We start from the raw sequence: 24,938 nt of genomic DNA, 5'->3' as shown, positions 1-24,938 counted from the left end.
GCATCATGAAAATTTATACGCGAACCGGGGACGCCGGGAGCACGGGACTGTTCGGGGGGCCTCGGGTCTCCAAGGACGACGCCAGGATCGAGGCTTATGGGACGGTCGACGAGCTTAACGCGGCGCTGGGTTGCGTGCGTTCGGCCGGCGGTGTGGGCGACGGCTTGGACCGGCAATTGGAACAGATCCAACGCGAGCTGTTTTCGATCGGGGCGGAATTGGCGACCCCCGATCCCGACCAGCACGACCTGCGGGTGATCGGAACCTCCCACGTCGCCCGGATGGAGACATGGATCGACGAGCACGAGAGCGGGCTGAGTCCGTTGAAACAATTCATTTTACCCGCTGGGACGCACGCCGCATCGCTGTTGCACCTGGCCCGTGCGATTTGTCGCCGCGCCGAGCGGCGCGTGGTGACGTTGGGCGACCAAGCGGGGGTCGAGATCTCCGACGCCGTGATCGTCTACCTGAATCGGTTGAGCGATTACCTGTTTGTGTTGTCCCGCCAAGTGAATGCCCAGGCGGGGATCGCCGACGTGCCCTGGCGGCGGCCCGACTGATTGCCCCCAGCGGGGCAACCTCGCCGGGATACCCGCTGGATGGACTTCGGCAGGCGAGTGTACAATAACGACGAGACCAATTGACGCAGAGAAAAAATTCGACCCAAGTACAATTGGACTGACGCGGTGCGGCCCGCCAATCCGATGGCCGCCCGACGCACGATCTGAGTTCACCCTATGGGACTGGAAATCCAGCCGCATCCTCCGAGGCATAAACGTGAAAAAAGTTGAAGGCATCGTTCGGCACTTCAAATTGGAAGATGTCAAGAACGCGTTGACGGACCAGGGCATCCACGGGATGACGGTCAGCGAGGTGCGAGGTTTTGGGCGTCAGAAGGGACACACCGAGATTTATCGGGGAACAGAATACGCGATTGATTTTGTCCCCAAGGTTAAAATCGAAGTGATTTGCACCGACGAAAACCTGCAAACGGTGGTCGACACGATTTTGCAAACGGCCCAGACCGGGCAAATCGGCGACGGAAAAATCTTCGTCACCAACCTGGAAGATTCGATCCGGATCCGCACCGGCGAGCGCGGCGAAGAGGCGCTTTAACGCGGCAAAGAAACGCTCGACAGGGCCCCGTCGAACGGGTTTGTTGCGCGGTTTCGCGGCGCGGGGTGAGGACACGTCGCAACGGCGCGGTGCCTTTGGGGGTTCAAACTCTGTCGTCGGGGGCGCCGGCGCTGGTGGGGGAACTGATTTCGCGAACCACGGGGAAGCAGTCGTGGACGATGCGAGGGGGACTCGCAGTTCGCCATCCGAATGGACTCGTCGCCTCGTCCACTACCCAAAACCAATCTGCCGCGCCCTAGGTTTCAAAGTTGACGCACCACGAGGCGGCGTATTCTTGATGGCTGGTTCCTCGCTCTCGGAGGTTGTCTTACGCGGCCGCAAGATGCTGCGCGAGGGACGCGAGCGGTGTCGCCGTCAACATGATGCCGGGTCGCGGGGGACGCAGGTTTCCACCCTGGTCAGCGATCTGTACGACGACTTGGTGTTGGAGGTCTGGAACCAGGCCTGCGCCGATTACTTCGACTCGGTCACGCCGGCCGGTGTCGCCCTGGTGGCCCACGGCGGGTTCGGGCGTCGCGACCTGGCGCCGTATTCGGACGCCGACCTGATGTTGATCGTCCGCGGGCGATCCACCGCGGTCGCCGAAAAACTGGCCCAGGCGTTGACCCGCGATCTGGTCGACATCGGTTTGGAGGTCGGATTCGCACTGCGGACCCCACGCGAAGCGTGTTCGCTGTCCTGGTCCGATCCGGTCATCTTTACTTCGCTGACCGAATCGCGTTTTTTGGCCGGCAGTTTGAAGGTGTTTAAGAGTTTCTTTCAATCGTTGCGGCACGGCGCGGTCCGCCGCGGCGGTCGGCTGGTCCGGGATTTGACCCAAGCCCGCCAGGAGGAACGCAACAAGTGGGGCGAGACCAACTATCTGTTGACGCCCAATGTCAAGAAGTCCCGCGGCGGATTGCGTGACATCCAAATGATTCGCTGGATCGGATTCGCCCGCTACGGCGAGGTCGATTTGGAGCGGTTGTTGAAACTCGGAACGTTGACCGATGAAGACTATCGCATGTTGCGGCGGGCCTATGATTTTCTGATCCGGTTGCGAAACGAGTTGCATTTTCGCGAAAACCGGGCTCAGGATGTGCTGGACCGGGCGACGCAGGTGGTGATCGCCAAGGCCTGGGGATACAAGGGCCGCGAAGGCGTGTTGCCGGTCGAAGCGTTCATGCAGCAGTACTTTGATGTCACGCGGGACGTCCGCTATGCCGCCCGGTTCTTTGCCGACGACAACCGCAGCCGGCCGCTGATCGGTCAGTTCATCGAACGGATCCGGGCCCGGCGGATCGGGACCGATGTTCTGATGGGCCCGACACACATCTGGGTCGAAGCGTCGAAGCAGGATGAGTTCGCGCTAAGTCTGCCGCGGATCCTGCGGTTCATGAGTCTGGCCAATCATCACAATCGACGGATCGGGCATCACACCTGGCAAACGATTCGCAAGGCCATGCAGGAACGGCAACCGTCGCGGCCGGACGCCGAATCGGTCGGCGCGTTCTTGTCGCTGCTCAGCCGCGGCGGTCGGCTGGCGCCCTTGTTGCGGCGGTTGCACGAACTGCGGATCATCGACCAGCTGATCCCCGATTTCAAACGCACCCGCGGGTTGTTGCAGTTCAACGCCTATCACAAATACACCGTCGATGCCCACTGCATTCGAGCCGTCGAAGTGGCGACCGATTTTGCCGATGATCCGACGGCGATGGGACGTCGCTATCGCCGGTTGAAAGACAAAACCTTGTTGCACCTGGCGCTCCTGATCCACGACATCGGCAAAGGGTACGAGGAGGATCACTCGATCGTCGGCGCCAGGATCGCCCGCAAGACCGGCGAGCGGTTGGATTTGGATGCCAGCAGCATCGAAATTTTGGAATGGTTGGTGTTGAAGCATTTGTCGGTCAACACGGTCGCCTTTCGCCATGATTTGAACGATCCCGAAATCGTCATCTCGTTCGCCAAAGAAGTCGGATCGATCCGTCGATTGGAGTTGTTGATCATCCATTCGGTCGCGGATCTGGCGGCGGTCGGTCCCGACGTGCTGACCGATTGGAAGATGAAATTGATCGAGGACCTGTATCTGAGGACGCGGCGGTATTTCGAAACCGGTGACCTGGATGCCGACCAGGCCGAACTGGCCGACGAAATCCGCTACCAGGTTCGAGAGTGCTTGGGGGACGAAACCACCGCGGCGACCAGTTTGGACCTGCTCCGCCAGATCCCGTTGTCGATGTTGCGGCGGGAGAAACCGGAAGATCTGGCGACGCAGTTGATCCACGTTGCGGCCGCGCTGGATGCCGGCCAACGGACGCTTTGTTTTTCCCACTACGATCCGATCCCCTCGGCGATGCGATTCGTCGTCATCTTTCGCCAAGGCGACACCCGGGTCGGCATCTTTGCCCGGCTCGCCGGTGCCTTCATGTCGTGCGGGATCGATATCCTGCGGGCGGAAATCGTCACGCTCGAAGACATCGTCTGGGACGAGTTCTGGGTCTCCGATCCCGACTACCCCGATCAGCCCCCGCCGGAGCGACTCGATGCCGTTTCGGAACGCGTGAAACAACTGCTCGATTCGCCGGATTCGCCACTGCCGCCGCGCAAACGCAAGTGGTCGGTCGGCAAGAAAAAGGACGAGTCCGAAACCCTGAACGTGTTGCCGACCAAGGTGGATTTGGACAACGAGACGCTGGAACGGTTCACGATCTTGTCGCTGTTCGCCTATGACCAAACCGGGTTGCTGTACCGCGTCGCCACCGCGCTGTCGGAGCTGAACCTGGTGCTGCATTTTGCCAAGATCGACACGCACCTGGATCAGGTCGCCGACGTGTTTTATCTGACCGAAGCCGACGGCCGGCAAGTGGAATCGAAAGAGCGTCAATCGCAGGTCCGCCAAGCGGTCCTGGGCGTGATCTCGCCAGACGATCAGGATTGAAACGCGGGCACGATCGCAGCGGGGGACAGTTTTGCAGTGGGGGACAGCCGCCGTCCCCTCCGAGGTCGGCGCGGGGGAACGCTTCGCTTTTGGGGCGCCGAGTTCGGAGAACACGGCGACAGTCCAGCCCAAGTTGAATACTTGGACCAGGGGATGGAGTCCATTGACTCGCGACTTTCTCAACAAACCGCGGTCGAGTGCGCGGTCCCCGAGTCCGGTTGTTCCGTTCCGGTAATCCCCAGGGACGAGGGGCGGTTTGCCGGCTGCAAAAGGACGCCGCGTCGATTCGAATGCACGCTCACCCAGCGGTCGGATTTGCAAAGTTTTCTCGGCTGCGATTTGCGTCGGCGGCCTTGCGCGGGAAGGCTTACAGTGAAAGAACCGATACAGGCATGGATGCTGCGCCGGCAATGGCGGCGGGCGGCATGCCGATCTCCCTCTCCCCCTCCACCAAGCACATGGATGTTCTCATGCGTACTCGCAACCCCTTCGCGCGATTGGTCCTCGCAGCATTGTTTGCCGGGGCCATCGTGACGGCCGGACAGGCCCAAGCTAAAAGCGATTTTGACGCGCTGTTGGCCGACGTCACGTTTGACAGTGTTCCCGAAGCCACCCCGCCGGCCCCGCTGCGAGATGTCGCCCCGCCGCGGGCGACCACTCTGGTGGACCAGACCGTCCAGGCCATCGGTGAACCGACCCAAGCGACGGAATTGACGACCACTCCGGCCGCCGAAGCCGTGACGGTGCCCCCGGCCGCGGAAAAACTGCCCACTCCGCCCGCCCCGATCGCGGACAGCCAGGCACAGCACCACGCGGCGGCGGCCGCACCGGTCGCCTCGGTCGCCAGCTGCCAATCCTGCAACTCGGGCTGTGGCAACCATTGCGGTGCCGGGCACAACTGTGGGCATCGGATCCAACACGGTTCGTGCCAGCCCTACACGCCGCCCCAGTTGCCGACGTCGACGTTCTATCAATACTGGCGATCCAACGCCTGCAACGTCCACGTCTGGGACGGATTCCAAAACCGCTGCCGAACGCACATCGATCTGTCGATCCACGGCAAATCGCATGGCTGCAAGAACGGCTGCTGCAACGGAAACTGCGACAACGGTGGCTGTGCCGCAGCCCCGGTCGATTGCGGCCCCGCACCGGCCGAATGGTCTGCCGGCAGCAACGCACAGTGATCGCTCCGCTGGGAAGCCGTGATCGCTCCGCTGGGAAGCCGTGATCGCTCCGCTGGGAAGCCGTGATCGCTTCGCTGGGAAGCGGTAAACGCGTTTGCTAGCAAATTGCCTCACCTGGACGAAGAAAAAAATCGGCCGACGCCGCGAAACCGCTACAGGAATCGCGGTGCGGGTGCCGATACTCCAGGTACCATGGATTGGGAGGGTGGAACGATCGGTGCCATCGTTCCAGCACTGATGGGCCATGGTGAGGCAGGGAGGGCTTCACCATGGCCCTTCTCCTTATGCAAAAGAGGGATCTTTTGCGGAGGAGCATTGCAGCCCAACGAACCCAACCAACAAGCTCGACGTGTCCGCACGTCGGGCTTGTTTTTTTGGGTGCCTTGCCAGAACGACTCGATTTGAAAAGCAGAGCGAATCGAGTGAACTACCGCGAAGTGTTTTGCGTGAAGGGGCTTTTTCAATAGGGGCACGTTCAATGATTGCTCCATTGTTGCGTACAACCAGGCCCTTTCCTGCTCCCGGCTGATCGTTGCATTTCGGTTTTCACGTACCGACGAAGCTTTTCTTTGGTGCTGGTACATTCCAGCGGGCCGGCGAGGTGACCGCGTCACTTGGCAAACGCGTGTTCGTTGTGACGGGTTGTTCTGCGATGGACCGGCTTGGCCTGTCCGAGCGGTTGTTGGACGATTTGAATCAGCATTCATTGAGTGTCCGACGCTGTTGTGGTCTGGAGTTAAGTCCAACGACGACAGACATTGATCGGGGGGCCGCCGAGGCACGTAACTACCGCGCCGAGGTCATTGTCGCTCTCGGAGGTGGTTCCGTACTCGATTGCGCCAAAGCGATCGCTGGCGTCGCTGCATCACGCCGCCCGGCCGCCGATTTTCTCTACAAACGGACGGAGGTCGACTCGAAAGCGTTGCCATCGGTTTGTATTCCTACAACCGCCGGAACCGGTAGCGAGCTGAATCGCTCGGCAATCATACGAGACCCCGAGAAATCTCTTAAAGATGGGATTCGAAGTGATTACTTGTTTCCCCGCGTCGCGTTGGTTGATCCAGAGCTGACTTGGACTGTTCCGAAGCTCGTTACGGCGCAGACCGGCTTTGACATTCTCGCTCACGCGATTGAATCATACGTGTCGCCAAAACGCACGACATCTACGTGTCGTCAACGATAGGTCTCCGCGATGTGGCGGCGAGGCTTCCAACCATTCACGGCGAGTTTGCTGATCTGCTCGTCAAGATCGACGTGCTTCTCGATTGCACACCGAGTGGTGTTCCGCAACAGCATCGCGAATTGCTGGAATCGGTGCCGAATCTGGTGACGATCGTCCAAGGCGGTGAAACGAGCGAAGCCTGTGAAGCGTCATTTCATTCGATGACCAGTTTCAATGAAGTTGCCGGGCAAAAACGCATTCGTGTGATCAGTTGCAGTTCGACCGGTACGACCAGATTCCTGTACGCCTTGGACCGAGCTTTCGGAGTCCAGCAGGCCTTTGTGACCCTCACGCGGCGATCGGCGGATCCGGGGAAGTTGAGCAAGGTCCCCATGAACTCGCTTGTTCCAAACATGGGGCCATCACATCATGCTCGCGACGTCAATTCCGTCTTTCGTAATCTGCGACTGGCATCGGTTTCGGTCAACTGTCCCACGACGTTCGGTCACGTCTTACATTTTTAGGTCGACCTTCAGGGTAGTGCAACTCGAAAGCAGATCATCGAGGCTTTGCAGATGATCCCTCGTGTCGTCGTCGGGCGGGGCATCCGATCGACGGCCGAACTGGCCAAGCACTACGTCGAACTCGGACGCCGTCGCGGTGACCGGCCAGAGATCTATGTCTTTGAGGAGTCGTTGGCCGTGAACGGATCGACCGTGATGGCAGCGATCAGTGTGCACATGGAATCGATCACGATTCCCGAAACCGACGATTGCATTCGCGCCGCTCTCAGGCGAACAGACGATCCCCGGGAATCGATCGAGAAGACCGATCGATTCGATAGTCTGGTCTTGGTGCCGCCGGCGGTTTACCGCTTTGTGTCGTTGAACCTCGGTCCGCTGGGCGGAGATCAACCGATCCGAATCCTAACCGGTGGCTAGCAATGAAAGATTGGGAATTGAAACCTGCGGTGGGAATGGATCTGCCACCGGTCCAGCAACATCGGAGCATCGCACGCGAGGGTGGGCTACTGGAGAGTGTTGTGCGGGGTGCGTGGTGGTCGTTTGTGCGGTGTTCGCTGAAGCTCTTTCACCGTATCGATTACCCAGGGCCGCGAACATCTTCCGAAAGAGCCTTCCCCGAGTATCCAAGAGCAGCCACTAAGTTCCCGGAAGAACCAAAAAACGCAGCAATGGTGTCAGGAAGACCAACAACACGCCAATGAGTAGATGAATCGCTATTAGAAAGATGGCATGTTTCGAGGCTCTGGCGTTCTCGATAATCTTCGGTATTTCCGTTATTCCTAAATCCACACCCCGCCGTGAAGAGCGAGCAGGTACACGAGCGTTGCAACGAAGCCGGCCGTTGTTGCTGCGCCGGTGCGAAAATGGTTTGGGTACGCAGAAAGCAGATGAAGGCTGGCCAACAGACCACAGGTTGTCATCCCGGCGATCAACCCGGCGAGACCTGCGGAAGTTTGGCCCATTTCCATCACCAGGATGAAGGCGACAATCGAGAACGCAACGTTCAGCATTGCTGCGGGCGTTCCTGGTTTCGCAGTGGCATCCACTTGAAGTGTTCGAATAACCGCTTGACGCCTACGCACGATGGAGTTGACAAGCAAATGGCATCCAACGGTACTGGCGACCACGCAAACAAACAGCGTGGCGGCAAAGAAACTGACTTCCAACAAATCCCGACTAAAGTAAACACCGGACAGGAGGAACAGCAGCGGAATGACCAACGCAAGCGAGAGAGCGGCGCCCAGGCGGCGGCCCTGTGTCGCTCCGCAGATCAATCCGCCCAGGATGCCCGATGGCAACGCCAGGATCGGAAGATAAACGATCGCTATTTCTGGATATGGGCCACCGATGTTCAGCCAATCGAGAACCCCGACCTCGATCGCGGAAGCCAGTAAAACGAATGCAAGGAATGCAACAGAACAGCCGCCGTAAATCGATCCGATCAACGCACCGAGTCCACGGTGCAGCAGAGCGGGATCTCGATCGCGAACCAACTCAAGTTGTTCGTTCACTTCTCCCGCAGGCTGGTACGGGTTCGGTCCAGTCGTCAAAAGATGACTCCTATGGTTGAGGAACTCTACGACCAATCCGACGAGTGTTCACTCGGTCAGTGATTGTTCTGAGCTGGTTCCACAGGTGTTATGTTGCCATTCTCATTCATCATGGCAGCTTCGCTTTGGGGTCGATTGACCAAAGAATATCGATCAGCTGTTGATTGGGATTCTTGCGAATCAGTTCTTGCAGGGCGGGTACGGCTTCAGCCGCAGCGGGACCGATTTTGCCCAGGGCCCGCGCCGATGCCGATCGGACACGCGGGTTTTCATGTTGCAGCAATGCGATCAACTCGCCGACCGCGGGCTTTGCCGATGACCCCATCTCTCCGAGTAACTTGGCTGCCCGGATTGACAAGGGATCGCGATAGTGGTGTCGTTGCTCAATCCGTTTACCGTCGACATTTCGGTAGCTCACCCAGTAGCCACCGGTCGTAACGCCCTGGTCATTTCGGGCGATGGCTTGTGCAATCGGCAAGACATCGTCGACGTCCCGACTGATTTGCCAAAGCGTGTCGGCCGCCTGCAACCGTACTCGCAAGTCGTCTGATTTCAGTTGCTCTCGAAGTGCAGGGGACGCGTCGGCGGCCAAGGTCCCCATTTTTCCGAGCGCCCGAGTTGCCCAGTCTTTTGTTTTCGAGTCATTGGTGGCGGCAACAACGGTCGCCACGATTCGAGGGTCATCGACTTCCGATTCGCCGAGCGCATAGACAGCGTAGCGACGCACGTCTGCGAGCGGATCTTCGGCCAACTGCAGCAGCAATTGCACATCATCCGATGACAGCGGCTTGACATCACTGAGTGCGGAACAGGCAGCCACGCGTGCACTCGGATTCTCACTGTGGGCTGCAGCGCGGATTGCCGGCAAACCCGATTCACCGAATGCGACCAAGGCTTTAGCCGCCGCGTTCCGGGACTGATTTTCGTCACTGTTGAGGCGATCGGCCAGTAGCGGGATTGCTTTCTCCGCTCCCGGTTGTGAAGCAAGCTCTTTGACCGCTGACAACGCATATCGCAACACATGCGGATCGGGGTCTTTCAATCTCGCGATTGTCGGTTCGACCAGCATTTGATGAAACTTGGCACAATCCTCTTGATCGGCAACTCGGTTAATTATCATGGTTGCCACACGACGGTGTCCCGGATCTTGATGGTCGCTGGCTTCGATGAGGTTGACGACGGCCGGGCGATTCAGCACTTTGACGAAGTGATACAGGTACCTCTCAAAGTCATCGTTTTGTAAACTCAACTCAATAATCGCTGAAACTCCGTCGGGGCCAGCGCGGCCCAACAGGATCATCAAATCCCAGCGAACGAATGTCTGCTGTTTTGTGCTCGGCCACAGCTCGCTGACCAATTTGATTGCACCGTCAGGGGGCGGACTCATTTCTGCCAGAGCACTGATTGCCGCTCCCACCAGTGCTTTCGTTGCTGCGTCTTCGCTATTCTGCCAATGCCGGATCTTGTCCATCAGTCTCGTAGCGACCTCGCGACATGCGGCGTGATTTCCAGCGAGACTCTGTAAGGCGGATTGCTTCTCGTGAGATTGGGGAACGTCCAGCATCGCAAGGTAGACGGGACCGACCCAGGCCTGATCATCGAAATGAAACATGAACGAATGGCGAACCCACGTCACCGCCTTGGCGTCCTTTGCGGCAGCTTTCCAAACAGGCAATGCGGCCTCACCTGCTTCGGTCAACTCCTTGACCGGGCCACGACGAAGTTGCGAGACCCAATCGGCAATCGAACGCCCGCGAAACGTGTTCGGATCGGCGTTGGTCGCTTGTTCGGTTGGTTCCTGAGCCGTGGATGACACACGGCTGGCCTCTTCTTGGCAGCCCAGCAGGTTGAGTGAGATTAGCAGCAAGGCCAGACCGTTCTGATTCATTTGATATCCTTCTGTCCTTGCAGAGTGGGAGTCGTCGACCGAATCGATGCATTTTCGACAAGTCCGACGGGCGATAGGAGTGCCGCGACTGGCAAACCGAAACAGGCGCCGTACAAACCGCCTTTCCACATCCACTCGATGCTGCCGGGCGGCAGTAATTCTGCTGTTGATGCCGCGAAGAAGCAGGCGGCCATCGCCCCAAAGCTACTGGCGACGACTGAGGCGGTCCAATGCCAACGAACCGCAAGCAGACGCGCCGACGTGCCCGCTGTCACCAGCCCGATGCCGATCAGCGTGAGGCCGGCACCGGGCGGCCACCACAGTACGCCGACCAGCAACGCAGCGAATAATCCGATCAGCGTCGTAACGATTGACGCGACACAACTTTGACCAAGACGTCTTACCATATTCGATTTCCTTGCCTTGTCGGAGCCTGTTCAGGACACTGTCATGCGCAACGAACAAGAACTCTGTGAACTGGCTCTCTCGACCTATTCCGGCGGTGCGGTTGAATTGGTGTCATTGTTTCGGCTACGGTGATGGTTTCGTGTGGGCAGCAGAATCAAGACGATGAGCCCGGCGATGTTCAGCAATCCGAACGCGGCATACGCCTTGGAATATCCCTTGGCCTGGGAATAACGCATGCAAGCCCAGACGATAAATAATGTTGCGGCCACCAACCAGCCGGCGGTCATGACGGGGTCATTCTCCGCGAACGCACAGATTTGGAATGTGACTCCGCCGCCGATTCCGAGATTGATGTCACGTCGCGCCTTGGGCGCAATCGTGACGGCGGTTTGATTGATCGCCGCGACGAACGCAGTCAAACCGACGGATGTCACCAGGACCCCTGCTGCGAACAGCCACAGGATTCTACTGTCGTCGCGAACATTGATCGAAAATCGGGACGGATTGCTGTGGTACGCAAGCACCAGTCCGATGGTAGTGAGCGTCAGGCCAATGCTTGCGACGATCAATACGCTGCGGTATCGCCAGGGTTTGCTCATTTTGCGTTTCGGCTCCAAACGAGTCCGCCGACTACCGCTGCGGGAATCGTTAAAAAAATGCCATCGATTGAGGTTGCTTCTCGACCGAGGCAGGACGGTTGTCAGGTTGGTTCGTTGGACGTTGGATAGGGTCGCGCCAATGATCTAGACATTGCGGCTAATACAGTCAGGCGCGAAAACTGGAAATTGATCGGGGTTTTGCGAATGTGTGTCATTTTTGATCACGGATGACGATGGTTCCGGCGGCCAAATCGTGCAGCGTTTTCCGGTCAGGTCGCATCCACATCATCACAATCGAAGCGAGCATCGCGACGATTTGGATCACCAGTAAACCGCCGTACAAAGACTGTTCAACTGGCCATCCGGGTGCCCGCGCGATGATGTAGTAGCAGATTCGAGGAACGTAGAGAACAAAAAGAGGGTAGGCGACCGCGAACCGCAAGACCGCACGCCATCGCCCCACCTGTTGGCCGTTCTCCCGAACCACGCGAAGTCCGAGTATCTGTTTCCCCGGCGTCACTCCACCTCGGGCAATGCCGATGATGTAGATTCCACAGGAACCGATGAACAGAATCAGCATGAAAAAACCAAACAGCGTCGTGCCGTCGTAGGAGTTCAATCCGCCCTGCAATCTCACGAAAAACGAGACGAAAATGACCAGTGTGAAGAACAGGTATCCGATGGCCCAATGGCACAGCTCCGCCGCGATTCGTTTGACCGGTCGCGCCAGACGATCGACACCTGGTGCGCAGCGGTTCAAATCATCGAGCAATTCGTCGTAGCCGCTGTATCGTTCTGCGGGTTGCTTCGCGATCATGCGGTCAAGGACTTCGGCTTGATCTTGCGTCATCCCGGCGACTCTGCCGATCAGTGACGGCGGCGTTTCTGACATCTGCTGTGCCAACATTTCCACGGCACTGTTTGCTTTGAACGGAGCGTGTCCGGAAAGCATGTGATAGAGCGTCATGCCCAGCGCGTAGATGTCGCTGCGGCAGTCAACCTCTTTGCCCATCGCTTGTTCGGGTGCCATGTAGGCGGGCGTGCCGACGATGGTGCCGCTTCCGGTCATCGTCAAATTGCTGCTATCAATGTTGACGCTGCGTGAGACGCCGAAGTCCGTCACCTTCAGTTTTCCGTCATCGGTGATCATCAAGTTGGCCGGTTTCACGTCGCGATGCACGACGCCACTGCGGTCCGCAGCGCGGAGAGCGATGGCGGCTTGAGTAACGAAGTCCCAGGCGGTGGCGATCGGCAGTGCCCCATGCTCTTTAATATGCTGTTGCAGGTTGCTACCAGTAACTAATTCCATCGCGATGTAAGGCGTGTGATTCCAAACGCCGTTGCGGTGGACTCCGTGTTGTAGCGATCGGTTCAGTTCATCGACCAGATCATTCGCGCTCAGGTATCCCTCCGCACCGTTCGGGTCCGTCGCCTCGTACGGGTTTTCCGTAGGTCGATCGCGATGTGGGTGCCCGGCATCGTCTGCGCTGCGACCTGATACGCATCCCGAGATCAATTGACAAACGTCCGTCCGCAATCCGGGATTGGATTTCTTCAGTCCCCGAGTTAGCGAGCGTTGGTTCAATTCCGGATCAATCTCTTGCGGCAGTTTACCCGTCGTTAAGAAGCAAAAGGTCGCACCGAAGCGATACAGGTCCGCGGCAACCGATCGTTCCGCCGACGCTTCCCCACCTGTCTGATCGGGTTCTGCGAATCGGTCATCCGTTGCTTCGGCGGATTCTCCCAATCCGACCAAACGCACTATGCCGCCGGAGTCCACGACGATGGCGTCTGGATTGATGCGGTCGTGGGTCAATCCAGCCCCATGAATGGCCGACAGGGCCGCGGCGACATCACGCATCACACGCATCAATTCATTGTTCGGATAAAACCCCTCGGCCCACCGCTCGCGCTTGGTGCGTGGCAGGAATCCGTCAATCGGTTGACCGTCGATGCACTCTTCGGCGACAAAGGCCGCGTCGTGGTCGATGCCTGCTTCCAGCGTCGCGGGTAGATTTGGGTGGTTCAAGTGGGAAAGTTTTTCGGCCCGCGTGAGAAAATTGCGACGCGCGTCGTCGTCAGCGGATGATTCCAGCACCCGCAACAACACGAATCGCTGAAGGCCCTCGTGAAAGGCGCGATACACCGTGCCACCGGACCAGTCATGCACTGCGTGCAACTCTTGATAGCTGCTCAACCCCGTTCGGCTTCTGGGTCCCGCTAAGGGACTTGCGTCGTTGGTCGCTGAGTTGGGTGGGTCACGATGGGGCAGCGTTTCGGCCAATTCGCCGATACTGAAATCGGTACCACTGGCCAACCCGATCTGCAACAGACATTTCTGGCAGTCGTCGTCGGAGGTTCTGACGGGCAACTCCGTCCCGCAGCGTGGGCATTCGTTCATCGCATCGCCTTTTCTTGGTGGAGGTCGTTACCTCGGAATTAAGCAGGCGGCGGAGAGTGTTACAAGAAAATCACCCGAACGCGGAGAACAAGCTGCGAATTTCGTCGTCGATGTCCTCAGGATCATCGACCGTCGCGGCCACCTGCTCGCGCAGGACCTGTCGATAGCGCCGCCGCAGGCGGTGAACCGCGACGCGAACGGCACCCACGGAGATGCCGAGTCGCTCGGCCACCGTCGACGTGGGGACGGCAGCATCTGTCGCGGTGATGAAAACCTTCAAATGCGAAAACTCTTGGGCCTTTCCGGCCATCTCGAACTCCTGTCGCAGTTGTTCAAAGACGCGATCGAGCAGCGTTCGTACCCAGCCTCGCATGAAAATTTGCTCCGCCGTCAGCGAATCGTTGCTTGATTCGAGGAACCGACAATCCGCGATGTCAAAGTCCAAGCTCAGCGGCACCATTCCGCCACCGCGTTTGAGAGCGGATCGCTTATCCCATTCATTGGCCATCAAGCGTTTCATCGCGGTCAACAAGAAAGCACGAAATCGTCCCTTTGCCGGATCGGCGGCAAGCAAGTAGTCCTTCTCCAGCAATTTGGCAAAAAACGTTTGGGTCAAATCCTGAGCTCGATGGGAATCGCCAATGCGACATCTGGCGTAGGCGTACAGCGGCATCCAGTAAGCTTGGCATAGCGCCGCCAACGCCTGTTCGCCTTCGGTCGATTTTCGACCCGCAGCCAACAACACGACGCTCCAATGAGTCGTCTCAAAGCAGCTCGTGGGCCGCGGCGATGTTGTATCGGAATCAGTTTCGCTGGGCATGTACTCCAGCATAGCAAGTGCCCCACTGCCGGTGGAATCTGAACGCAACATGACGGTTGCCCGATGGCACATGGTTTGCTCGTTTGACCTGAAAAATCATCCCTGGAGGTCTTGGATAGATTGGGCGGCTGAGCGAACGTGAACGAGATGACTGCGATGTGGGACACGATTGATTTTGCGAATTTGCAAACGATTGCGATCGCAGCGGCTTGCGGAGGTGTGTTGGGGGGCGAGCGTGAGATTGCCGGAAAGCCGGCGGGTATCCGCACGCACATCTTCGTCTGTACCGGGGCCGCATTGATGATGATCTTGGGCCAGGAGATCGTCGATCAGTTCCAGCAGAAAGAATCGAATTCGCTTTTGAGCGTCGATCCGATACGTACGCTGCAAGCCATTGTCGTTGGCATCAGCTTTCTCGGTGCCGGCACGATCATGCATCAGGAGGAAGGGGGCGTTGAGGGCCTGACAACCGCAGCGACCATTTATTTGACCGCGGGAATCGGTGTCGCCACCGCGGTCGATCAGATCGGCCTTGCAATTTGTGTTACTGCTTTCGCCGTGGTTGTCTTGGTTCTGGTCGGCGCTATCGAACGACGGTTTGAAAGCCGGAAGAGTCAAAAGGACTCGTCTTGACCATCCGTTCGGTTCTCCCATGCGTCGCGAAGCATGCGCGGTCGTTTCGGTGCCAATTTTTCAACCGAGATTGAAGTGTCAGCGTCCGTTCTGGTCAGCCAGCTTTCAGCGGTGTCTGTCGACAGCCATTGTCTCTGGGCACTGGAAAAACGTATTCCACCTTTGGTGCAAGCATGCGGTCATCGTCCTTCGATAACGACACCACCCCCGAACCGACCAACGTATCTTCGTCGCAGGGGTTATCCAGGAACTTAGCGGCTGCGCTCGAATATTCGTGGAAGGTTTTTTGAGGGATGACTGCGATGTCCGAAGGTCCTTTTCGGTATGATGGCGAAGCCAGGTGAAGCGGAGGCGGGCTCTGCTGAGGAGCAACCCGCCAAGGAATAGCCTGGACTGCGATGCGCCGAAGGTGCTTCGTGCCCTCCGCCTCCCCCGTGTCGGCGGAGGGTCATTTGAACCGACCTTTCGTCGTCGCTCTCCCCATTCGGACATCGCAGAAATGCCTCAAAAAACCTCGGTCCTGAGCAATTTGCCCCTAAATTCCTGGAAGAATCCTGCGGCTATTGGAAACCCGTTTAGATTCTCTCCCTCTGGGAGAGACGGCGTTTGCGCAGCAAGCAAACGCCAGAGAGGGGCCGCGCCGCAATCGTCTGGCGACTTTCGCTGCGATCTAATCAGGGATGGATGCGACCGGCGGTCGAAAGGCTGTTCGGTCATTCACGGTTCGACCCTCCCCTCGCTACGCTCGACCCTCCCTTCCAGGGAGGGTTTCTTCTTAACTTGATGCGGATGGGGTTTTCCACGCTCGCACCGTGGGTAGCGACGTCAAAGTGGCGCTGTTCAGTTACGCAAACAGGTCCTTGATGATCGAGCCGTCTCGGACCAGGGTGATCGGGCGTCCGGTCGTGCTGTCGTACTCCAGCGTCGGATCGATGCCCAGATTGTGGTAGAAGCTGGCCGCGACGTCGTCGGGCGAGATGCCTTCGTGGCGCGGACCCGACGCGGTGTCATCACTTTCGCCGATCACCTGGCCGCCACGCACGCCGCCGCCGGCCATCAGCATGAACATGCAGCGGGGGTAGTGGTCGCGTCCGCCTTCGGCCGATCGGGTGTTGATCTTGGGCGTGCGTCCGAATTCACCGGTGACGTAGACGGCCGTCGAACCGAGCAAGCCGCGTTGTTCCAGGCCGTTCAGCAGACCACTCAAACCCGCGTCCAGCTTGGGTAGGTTCTGGGTTTTCAGTTTGGTGAAGTTGTCGGTGTGCGTGTCCCAACCGCCCAGTTGAACGGTGACAAAACGCACGCCGGATTCGACCAGTCGCAGGGCCAACATGCAGCTTTGGCCGAACGAGTCTTCGCCGAATTGGCGGGCAAAGCTTTCCGGTTCCTGGCTGATGTCGAACGCCGATCGCGCCCGCGACGAAGTGATCATCGAGTACGCTTGGTCGCCGAACTGATCCAGACCGTCGAGCAATTGGTCGTTCTTTTCCAGATCGGCAAAACGTCGATCGAGTTTTTGTAGCAGTGATTGCCGGCGATTGATTTCGTCCACGCCGATGCCGCCGGGCAGCGAGATGCCGCGGACGTTGAAGGGCCGTCCGAAGCTGGGCGAGGAATTGGTTTCCAGCGGCGAGTAGCGGATGCCCAGGAACCCGGGCCCCTGGCTGGCCTTGGGGACGGCGACGGCGCTGGGGATGTCCGGATCGGCGGGTTGTTCCTTGCTCATCACGGCGGCAAAGCTGGGGTATTCCAACGCCGGGATCGGCTTGCTGCCGGTGTTGACGTACTCGCGCCCCAGCCGGTGTGCGGCCAAGGTGTGGCTGACGCCGCGGAGGATCGCGAACTTGTCCATGCACTGGGCCAGTTTCGGCAAGTGCTCGGAGATCTGAATGCCGGGAACATTGGTTGAGATCGGATTGAAAGAACCGCGATGGGTGTCCGGCGCGTTCGGTTTCAGGTCAAACGTGTCCATGTGGGATGGGCCACCGGGCAGCTCGATAAAGATCGCCCGATCGGCGTGTCCCGGGGCGACTTGTCCGGCGGCGGCCAAGCGGTTGTAACCGGCCAGGGTCAGGCCGCCGACCGACAGGGTGCCGATCTTCAAAACGTCACGTCGTCGAACGCCATCGCAGGTTTGATGAAATTTCATAGTGAATGTCCGGGAGAACGATTAGAAGGATGAAAGACGGGGAAGGGGAGGGCAGGGCGGTTTAGTGGCTGATGATGAATTCTTTGGTGTTCACGAGCGCCCACATCAGGCCCTCGATCCCATTGGTTTTGTTTTCCGATTCGTTGATGTAGTCAACGGCGATCTGGCGTTCTTCGTCATCGGGGTAACGACTGAGCGTCCGCAGGTAGGCTTCGGCGACGACCTTATCGAGCGTCTGGTCAGAACCGCTTGACGCATCGGTGTTGTCGCTGGCGTTCGGCGGTGTCAGTTCCGACCAGCCATTCGGGTCGGCGACCAATTCATCAAGTGACGGGACGTGATAGTTCTTTCGCAGCTTTTTGGCGTAGCTGTTGTATTGTTGGTTCAGCTTCTTCTTCATCGCCTGGCGACGCGTCTCGGGCAGCTTGGTGAATTGCCGAACGCGTCCGATGATTTGCCGCCGCATCGATTCGGCGGCACGTTCGGCCGCGGCGGCTTTGGGATCCGCACCGGCACCGACACGTGGTGCGGCGAGCCCGAGTTCCTTGCAGGCTTCGGCGACCCAACCGTCGCGGGCGGCGATTCGGTTGTACATTTCCGAATCGTTGCGCAGATAAATCGATTGCAACAAACTCGGTGCGTCGCTGCGGTCACAGTCGCAATTGCTTTCGCGGATCGACTGGCCGAAGACTTCTAGTGCAAAATCTGAACTGTTGCGGCGTCGGGCTTTGCCATCGGCGATGGCCATCTGATCCAGCTCGCCACGCAGTTGAGCGGCTTTTTCGGTCGATCCGGTCGCCAACACCACCATGTCATAGACGACTTCGGCGGGCAGGCGACGGGGGATGTGGTGCGAAAAGTTTTTGCGATCACCGGCGTTGGTGGAGTTCGTTGCCGAGCTGCGCTGGTAGGTGTCGCTGGAAACGATTTGACGGTGCAGCCATTTCAGGTCAAAGCCGTTGGCGATGAATTGGTCAGCCAAGTGATCCAGCAGGGCCGCGTTGCTGGGCGGGTTGGCCAGGTTCATGTCGTCGGTCGGATCGACGATGCCGCTGCCGAAATAGTTGCCCCAAACGCGGTTGACGATCGCTTTGGCAAAGTAGGGGTTGGATTCGTCCCGCAGCCACTGCATCAGGGCCGGTCGCGGGTCTTCGTCCAGCTGGACGGCTTGATCGATGCCGAGGATTTTTCCGGTGGGGACACGGACCGGCGGCAGCTTGCGGCCTTTCTTCTTCGCATTGGCGCGTTGTTTCTTTTGCGCGTCGGTCAGGCCGCGGGCGGTGATGTAGAGTTCGCCGAACGGGACGATTTCACCGGATCGGGCGGCTTGTTGGACCTTGCGACGCAGTTCGCCGCCGCGGAGTTTTTCGCCTCCGGTCAGTTTCTCCATCAGCTCCTCGCGTTCCTTTCGGGACTCCGGCGAGACCTGGTTGGCGTTTCCGGCGCGGACCACGCCGAAGAGTTTTGAAAAGTCGTCAAAGTCTTGCTTGGACCACTGGTCGAAGGGGTGTTTGTGGCACTGGGCGCACTCGATTCGAACGCCCAGGAAGGTGTAGGCGAATCCGATCGCGCGGTCTTCGGGTTTTTGGAAATTCCGCCGCGACCAGTACAGAGGCATGCTTTCGCGATCGGCGTATCGTTCGAAGTCTCCGCCGCAGATCTCGGTCATTTCACGACAGTACTCAAGGTAGCTTTCGTCGTCTTCGAGAGAGTTGGCGTTAACGATGCCCTCGATGATCTGGTCATAGGGCATATTGTCTTGAAGCCGTTTGCGGAGCCAGTGGAACCACAGTTTGGTTCCGATGTTCTGGATCGGCAGCACGTTGTTCAGCTGTTCGGAGTTGTTGCCGGTCCAGTCGCTCAGCCGCGTGGCCCACCAGGCGCCGTAGGCGGGCGATTGCAGCAATTCGTCGATCAGTCGCTGGCGTTTGTCGGGGGTGTCGTCGGCCAGGAAGGCGGCGACGCGTTCTCCGGCGGGCAGCACGCCGGTGATGTCCAGCGACGCGCGGCGGATGAATTCGGCGTCGGTGCAGATGTCGGAGGCGATGATGCCCAGTTTGTCTAGTTTTTGCTGGACCAGCACGTCGATCGGGTGCGTCGGTTCACCTTGGGCGATCGATTCGGCGGCGTCGCTGGCGGCCTCACCGGCGTCCTTACTGGGAGCGGCCGAGATCGGGCGGAGGACGGGGACCGGGACGACGGCGTTGTCATAGTAGACGACGACGTGGGTGTCGCCGGCGTCACCGGACTGGACGTTCCCTTCGGCGTCGATGGCGGCGATCGAATCGTCGTTGCTGCTGAAACGACACAGCGGCGTGACGTCTTCCACGGTGCCGTCGGCCCAGTGGGCGATGGCGGTCAGCGAGACCGTTTCGGCGTCGTCACCGAAGCGAATTTCGGCCGGCTCGATTTGAAGCTTGTCGAGCGACTGAAACGATTCTTTGTCGAACCGCGCCCCGTCGGCGATCCAGTTCCGCAGCACTCGGTATTGCCACTGGCCTTTTTCGAAGCGTTTCCCGCCTTCGTGCATGTCGGCATCGGTGGGCTTGGCCAAGATCAGACTTTCGTCCACGTCATCCACGTCGACCCGGCCGGTGTTTTCGGCCAACAACGCGGCATGGTCGCCGCTGAAGTCGTAACCGAACAACGACAATTGAAAATCACCGCGGCCTTGGAAGGAACCATGGCAGGCACGCCCGTTGCATCCCAGTCGCCCGAGCAGGGGCATCACGTGTTTTTGGAAATCCGGGACTTCATCGACATCCGCATCGGAAAAACGCGACTGGATCGAGGGAGCTGGAATCGTGACGGCGTCGGCGGGTTGGTCCGACCGGGCGGGCGCAATCGGCTCTGCCGGTGCGACGCCGATGCCGACGACGGTAGTCGCGGCGGCCGCCAGGCAGCACGCGAGCAGACGTGATGAAAGCTGTTTCATGGGATTCAGGCAGGTCGGTGGGAAGTGGAAGGGAGGAGGTTTCGTTGGCTATTGTTTTCGTCCGGATTTCCGCAGGTAGGTTTGGAAACCCTTCTGGACGTTCGCATCCAGTTTGGACTGTTTTTCATCGAGTCGCTTTTCGGCGGCTTCCAGTTGTTCTTGGAGCTTGTCGAGTCGTGATCGCATTTGTTTGACGTCGAAGGCGGCACGAGCGATCTGGGCAAGTTCCAAACGCTTGGTCGCTTCACGCAGCGCCGCACGGTCTTTCTTGTTGTCACGGAGTTTCAATTTTGCCACCAACAGATTGATCGCCGATTGGGCTTGGACGACGTGGACTTCCAACTCGAACGCTTCTTCGCCACGGCGTTTCGCGGATTGCAAACGCCGCGACGACTTGGCCAGGTTGTTGATGGCGATGCCGTATTGCTTGGGTTCTTTTTCACGCAGCTGGTCGAGCAAGACCTTCAGTTCGGGCAGGTGGTCGTGGACCATCTCGAGCACCGCTCGCTCGCGTTCGCCGGCCAGCTTTTGTTGCGGCCCCCGCGTTTCAACTTGCGATTCGGGCGGGTGGTCGGCGGCAAGGAGTTGTGCGTGAATCGGCAGTAAGGAGCATCCGAAAACGCCCAGCATGCAAGCCAGAGAAAGGAGCCATGGCGGTCGTCGTCTAACCTTCATTCTGTTCTCCCTGCACCATGGCTGCTTCGACGGCCACCACCATCCAGGAAAAAGAATCGTCGTTGCCGACGTCGCTGATGTCATCGTCCGGTTCATCGTCCGGTTCAGCCGCCTCCCAATCGACGGACTGCCAATCGATGGTTTCCCAGTCGATCGCGGGAACGACCCAGGTCTTGGCCAGTTCATATTCGAACGTCGCCGGGTTGGGGATCGATTCCAGATTCAGTGCGGTGGCGGTGCGGTCGATTTGGTTTTGGGTTGAATTCATCCGCGACAGCGAAAGGACCAGCACACTGGCGGCGAGCGACGTGATCAGCACCATGACGCGTTGTCGCGTTCGCATCGTCGCGATTGACGTTTCGCGTGGCGGTTGCGATCGCGGCGTCGGGGCGATGGCATCGACCGTCGGCAGGGAGCCGGCCGAGACGTTGCAAAGCAGTTCGCTTTCGCGGATCAATGCTTGTGCGACGAGGGGCGAATCAAATTCGGATTCGAATGCCGCGGCGTCGGCGGTGGTCATTTCGCCCAGCAAGTACTCGGAGCAGCGCTGGCGGAGCAGCGGATCGAGGTCGGAGGGAACGTTGTCGGATTTCATGAGGGATCGCCCGTTTGAATCAGGGCCGAGTGTTACAAGCGGAGTGGTCGGTGTCAGGTCGAGTCGTCGATGTCAAGTTGGGTTCGCAGTTGTTGCATTGCGCGACGCATTCGCGTCAGCACGGTCCCCAGCGGTTGATCGAGTCGGTCGGCGATGGCTTGAAAGGTCAAGCCTTCGCCGAGCCGTAGCCGGATCACTTGTTGGGCGTTTTCGGGCAGCGTTGCGATCGCTTGTTCAACGCGTTGCAGCGTCTCTTCGGTTTCCAGGTTGGTGGGGGATTCGGTATCGATTTGAAAGGTCGAACGGGCGTGCTTTTCCAGCACACGGTCGGTCGTGGATTTATTTCTCCACCAGCGAGCCGCTTCGTTGGCGGCGACCCGATAGAGCCAGGCTCGGCGGGCGGCCGGAGGGATCGGTGCATCGTTTTTAAGCATCGCCACGAAAACGGTTTGCAGGCAGTCGTCGACGTCGGCCGTCTGCGGCAGCTTTCCGGACAGGAACCGTCGCAGCCCCATTTCCGCGTCGTCAAACACCCGACGCCAGAGGTCCCGGCCAGCCCCCTCGGTCGGCGCGTCCCCGGGGCGCGGTTCTCGCGACGAATCGCCAGGAATCTCGGCGGCGGGATTCTCGGGGTGGGGGTCGCCATCGTCGGCCGGAAGGTTGCTCATGTTCAGCGCTTGCCGCGACATACATTGCGCGCCGCGGCGGATTTATTTCATTCGTTCAGGCGGATTTCGATTATTTTTTCACGGCGAATCGTCACCCCCTACTGACGCGATCGGTGGCGCGGTGGGAAGATGTAGCTTAGCCGAACGTAGAGAGACACGCTGGAGAGATCATGGCAGAGAAATCAGACGACATCTGGATCGGATTCGACCTTGGCGGGACCAAAATGCTGACGGTCGCCTACGACTCGCAGTACAACGTTCTGGGGCGTCGCCGCCGCAAGACGCGTGGCCGCGAGGGCAGCGACAGCGGGATCGCACGGATCGGTTCGACGATCGAGCGGTTGCTGGGTGAAAACGATTTGGACGCCAAGCGGATCCGCGGCATCGGCATCGGCTGTCCCGGCCCGATCGACTTGGACAACGGACGAATCTTGACGACACCCAATTTGGGCTGGGACGACGTCGACATCCAAAAGTTTCTGGAGAAGAAATTCGACTGCCCCGTCGTCGTGCTCAACGATGTCGACGCCGGTTTGTATGGGGAGTACCAGTTCGGCGCCGCCAAGGGATCGCGTTGTGCCGTGGGGATCTTTCCGGGCACCGGGGTCGGTGGGGCGTGCGTGTATGAAGGGACGATTCTGCAGGGCGCCGGCGTCAGTTGCATGGAGATCGGGCACACCCGGATCAGCAGCGGGTCGCGCAGCAGCGGCATCGAGTTGCCGGGAACCTTGGAAGCCGAAGCGAGTCGATTGTCGATCGCGGCCGAAGCGGCCAAGGCGGCGTTCCGTGGCGACGCGCCGGCTCTGGCCAAAGACGCAGGAACCGACTTGGCCGATATCCGCAGCGGGGCCTTGGCCGACTCGATCAACGCAGGCGACAAGGTCGTCCGGCGATTGGTCGAAGAGGCCAGTGAATCGATCGGGATTTCCGTCGTCAACATCATCCACCTGCTGTGCCCCGACACGATCGTCTTGGGCGGCGGATTGGTCGAGGCGATGGAAGAGTTGATCATCGGCACCGTCACCAAGACGGCGCGCAAGAACGTGATGAGCGTTTACAAGGATCGCTTCAAAGTCGTCGCGGCAAAGCTGGGCGACGACGCCGGGGTGAAAGGCGCCGCCGCCTGGGCACGGCGAAAGATTGAAGCGTAGTTAGACTCGATCGATGTAGCGATTGACGACGCTTTCGAGCAACTCTTGGCGGCCGCTGACGTTGGGTGCCGCGTCGCCTTTTTCCAACATGTAGGTTTCCAGGTCGGCAAAGTTGACTTCACCCGCTTCGATCTTGGCGCCGATGCCGCTGTCGAAACTATTGTACCGCTCGCTGATGAAGCCTTCCAGGGCGTTGTCGGCACGGATGGCCGCGGCGATTTTCAGTCCCTTGGCGTAGGCGTCCATCGATCCGACGTGGGCGTAGAACAGATCGATCGGTTCGAAGGATTCGCGGCGGACCTTGGCGTCAAAGTTCACTCCGCCGCTGCCCAGACCGCCGTGCTTGAGGATGTAGTACATCATCTGGGTCGTCAGGTAGTAGTCGGTCGCGAACTGGTCGGTGTCCCAACCCAACAGCAGGTCGCCGGTGTTGGCATCGATGCTGCCCAAGGCGCCTTGGGCGCCGGCGTAATCGATTTCGTGCATCATGGTGTGACCGGCCAACGTCGCGTGGTTGGTTTCCAAGTTCAGCTTGAAGTGGTCGGTCAGGTCATAGGCCCGCAGGAAGTTCATGCAGGCGGCCGCGTCGCTGTCGTATTGGTGCTTGGTCGGCTCCTTCGGTTTCGGCTCGATCAGGAATTGGCCCTTGAAGCCGATTTCTTTGGCGTAGTCGACGGCCATGTGAAAGAACTTGGCCAAGTGGTCCAGTTCTCGCTTCATGTCGGTGTTGTAAAGGTTCTGATAACCTTCACGCCCGCCCCAGAACACGTAGTTTTCGCCGCCCAGTCGCAAGGTGACTTCGAGGGCTTTTTTGACCTGTGCCGCGGCGTAGGCGAACACATCAGCGTTGCAGGTCGTTGCCGCCCCGTGCATGAAGCGGGGGTTGGAGAACATGTTGGCGGTGCCCCACAACAGTTTGACGCCGCTGCGCTTTTGTTCTTCTTCCAGCACGTCGGCGACGGCGTCAAAATTGGCGTTGGTTTCACGCAGCGAGCTGCCTTCCGGGGCGACGTCGCGGTCGTGAAACGCGTAGTAGGGGGCCTGCAGTTTTTCGAACAACTCGAACGCCACCCGGGCGCGGTTTTGGGCGTTTTCCACCGACTCGCTGCCATCATCCCAGGGACGAACCGCTGTGCCCGGGCCGAAGGGGTCGCTGCCGGTGCCGCGGAAGGTGTGCCAGTACACGATCGAGAACCGGAAGTGGTCCTTCATCGTCTTGCCTTCGACGACCTCGTCGGGGTTGTACCAGCGAAACGCCAGTGGGTTATCGCTCTGGGGGCCTTCGTACTGGACGGTCGAAATGTCGGGAAACGCTGACATGAAAAGATCTGGGGGGAGTATGGTGGTATGGAAGAATCGCTAGGGAGGGATCGCGAAACAACAGCGCCCAGTTTTGAAACCTTGACGCTCCTCAACAAGCCGATAAGTCCCGAAGATGATACTCAGGCTCATTTCGCCAGGAAAGGATCTCAATGCCGGGGCGGTGTTTTGGGGCCGGCCGATGGGGATCGGGAGAGGGATGGCGGAATGATGCGGGGA

At 59.1% G+C, this 24,938-nt stretch carries 21 protein-coding genes; 9 read left to right on the top strand and 12 right to left on the bottom strand.

Features of this window, described 5'->3' with window-relative positions:
• The first annotated feature begins 5 nt into the window (after positions 1-5).
• From H1B37_RS23255 to H1B37_RS23225, 7 genes are all read left to right on the top strand, one after another.
• The gene (locus H1B37_RS23255; RefSeq protein ID WP_182869294.1) at positions 6-560 is read left to right on the top strand and encodes a cob(I)yrinic acid a,c-diamide adenosyltransferase; all 555 of its coding nucleotides are present in this window, start codon (positions 6-8) and stop codon (positions 558-560) included.
• 217 nt (positions 561-777) lie between these two features.
• Positions 778-1,116, top strand: coding sequence for a P-II family nitrogen regulator (locus H1B37_RS23250; protein ID WP_145391120.1), 339 nt, complete (start codon positions 778-780; stop codon positions 1,114-1,116).
• A 298-nt stretch (positions 1,117-1,414) separates the two neighbouring features.
• Positions 1,415-4,057, top strand: a complete 2,643-nt coding sequence (glnD, locus tag H1B37_RS23245; protein WP_182869292.1) for a [protein-PII] uridylyltransferase — start codon at positions 1,415-1,417, stop codon at positions 4,055-4,057.
• Positions 4,058-4,527: 470 nt separating this feature from the next.
• A complete protein-coding gene (locus H1B37_RS23240; protein WP_182869290.1) occupies positions 4,528-5,241 on the top strand; it encodes a hypothetical protein in 714 nt (237 codons plus the stop codon).
• A 532-nt stretch (positions 5,242-5,773) separates the two neighbouring features.
• The gene (locus H1B37_RS23235; RefSeq protein ID WP_182869287.1) at positions 5,774-6,424 is read left to right on the top strand and encodes an iron-containing alcohol dehydrogenase; all 651 of its coding nucleotides are present in this window, start codon (positions 5,774-5,776) and stop codon (positions 6,422-6,424) included.
• Positions 6,409-6,927: a hypothetical protein gene (locus H1B37_RS23230; protein WP_182869285.1), complete on the top strand. Its 519-nt coding sequence runs from the start codon at positions 6,409-6,411 to the stop codon at positions 6,925-6,927. The genes H1B37_RS23235 and H1B37_RS23230 overlap by 16 nt, the downstream gene beginning before the upstream one ends.
• 51 nt (positions 6,928-6,978) lie before the next feature.
• Complete coding sequence (locus H1B37_RS23225) at positions 6,979-7,344, top strand: hypothetical protein (protein WP_182869283.1); 366 nt, start codon at positions 6,979-6,981, stop codon at positions 7,342-7,344.
• A 362-nt stretch (positions 7,345-7,706) separates the two neighbouring features.
• On the opposite strand, the gene H1B37_RS23220 is transcribed toward H1B37_RS23225, so the two are convergent.
• The 6 genes from H1B37_RS23220 to H1B37_RS23195 all read right to left on the bottom strand — a co-directional run bounded on the left by H1B37_RS23220 (position 7,707) and on the right by H1B37_RS23195 (position 14,644).
• Positions 7,707-8,438 (bottom strand): hypothetical protein, encoded by a 732-nt coding sequence (locus H1B37_RS23220; protein ID WP_182869281.1) that lies wholly within the window; start codon positions 8,436-8,438, stop codon positions 7,707-7,709.
• A 148-nt stretch (positions 8,439-8,586) separates the two neighbouring features.
• On the bottom strand, positions 8,587-10,365 hold the full coding sequence (locus H1B37_RS23215; protein ID WP_182869279.1) for a HEAT repeat domain-containing protein: 1,779 nt from the start codon (positions 10,363-10,365) through the stop codon (positions 8,587-8,589).
• Positions 10,362-10,772 (bottom strand): hypothetical protein, encoded by a 411-nt coding sequence (locus H1B37_RS23210; RefSeq protein ID WP_182869276.1) that lies wholly within the window; start codon positions 10,770-10,772, stop codon positions 10,362-10,364. Before H1B37_RS23210 ends, H1B37_RS23215 begins: the two co-directional genes overlap by 4 nt.
• An 84-nt stretch (positions 10,773-10,856) precedes the next feature.
• Positions 10,857-11,372: a hypothetical protein gene (locus tag H1B37_RS23205; protein ID WP_182869274.1), complete on the bottom strand. Its 516-nt coding sequence runs from the start codon at positions 11,370-11,372 to the stop codon at positions 10,857-10,859.
• A 211-nt stretch (positions 11,373-11,583) separates the two neighbouring features.
• Positions 11,584-13,773, bottom strand: a complete 2,190-nt coding sequence (locus tag H1B37_RS23200; protein ID WP_182869272.1) for a protein kinase domain-containing protein — start codon at positions 13,771-13,773, stop codon at positions 11,584-11,586.
• Positions 13,774-13,843: 70 nt separating this feature from the next.
• Positions 13,844-14,644, bottom strand: a complete 801-nt coding sequence (locus tag H1B37_RS23195) for an RNA polymerase sigma factor (protein WP_220498335.1) — start codon at positions 14,642-14,644, stop codon at positions 13,844-13,846.
• A 168-nt stretch (positions 14,645-14,812) separates the two neighbouring features.
• On the opposite strand from H1B37_RS23195, the gene H1B37_RS23190 reads away from it, so the two are divergent.
• On the top strand, positions 14,813-15,226 hold the full coding sequence (locus H1B37_RS23190) for an MgtC/SapB family protein (protein ID WP_436298744.1): 414 nt from the start codon (positions 14,813-14,815) through the stop codon (positions 15,224-15,226).
• A gap of 844 nt (positions 15,227-16,070) precedes the next feature.
• Here the strand turns inward: H1B37_RS23190 and H1B37_RS23185 are convergent.
• From H1B37_RS23185 to H1B37_RS23165, 5 genes are all read right to left on the bottom strand, one after another.
• The gene (locus H1B37_RS23185; protein WP_182869270.1) at positions 16,071-17,375 is read right to left on the bottom strand and encodes a DUF1501 domain-containing protein; all 1,305 of its coding nucleotides are present in this window, start codon (positions 17,373-17,375) and stop codon (positions 16,071-16,073) included.
• A gap of 61 nt (positions 17,376-17,436) precedes the next feature.
• Complete coding sequence (locus H1B37_RS23180; protein ID WP_182869268.1) at positions 17,437-20,310, bottom strand: DUF1549 and DUF1553 domain-containing protein; 2,874 nt, start codon at positions 20,308-20,310, stop codon at positions 17,437-17,439.
• 48 nt (positions 20,311-20,358) lie between these two features.
• Entirely contained in the window at positions 20,359-20,985 is a 627-nt protein-coding gene (locus H1B37_RS23175; RefSeq protein ID WP_182869266.1) for a hypothetical protein, read from the bottom strand.
• Positions 20,975-21,580 carry a hypothetical protein gene (locus tag H1B37_RS23170; RefSeq protein ID WP_182869263.1) on the bottom strand — a complete coding sequence of 202 codons (606 nt, stop codon included), beginning with the start codon at positions 21,578-21,580 and terminating at the stop codon, positions 20,975-20,977. The genes H1B37_RS23175 and H1B37_RS23170 overlap by 11 nt, the downstream gene beginning before the upstream one ends.
• A 53-nt stretch (positions 21,581-21,633) precedes the next feature.
• Positions 21,634-22,248 (bottom strand): RNA polymerase sigma factor, encoded by a 615-nt coding sequence (locus H1B37_RS23165; protein WP_182869262.1) that lies wholly within the window; start codon positions 22,246-22,248, stop codon positions 21,634-21,636.
• Positions 22,249-22,418: 170 nt separating this feature from the next.
• Here H1B37_RS23165 and H1B37_RS23160 point away from each other — a divergent pair, with 170 nt between their 5' ends.
• The gene (locus H1B37_RS23160; protein ID WP_182869260.1) at positions 22,419-23,399 is read left to right on the top strand and encodes an ROK family protein; all 981 of its coding nucleotides are present in this window, start codon (positions 22,419-22,421) and stop codon (positions 23,397-23,399) included.
• Here the strand turns inward: H1B37_RS23160 and xylA are convergent, their stop codons facing one another.
• A complete protein-coding gene (gene xylA / locus H1B37_RS23155) occupies positions 23,400-24,719 on the bottom strand; it encodes a xylose isomerase (protein WP_182869257.1) in 1,320 nt (439 codons plus the stop codon).
• Positions 24,720-24,938 lie beyond the last annotated feature (219 nt).

It is taken from the genome of Stieleria mannarensis (assembly GCF_014154935.1).
GTDB classification, from domain to species: domain Bacteria; phylum Planctomycetota; class Planctomycetia; order Pirellulales; family Pirellulaceae; genus Stieleria; species Stieleria mannarensis.
The sequence above is the reverse complement of the archived record's forward strand: the minus strand, read 5'-3'. Positions and strand labels throughout refer to the sequence as shown.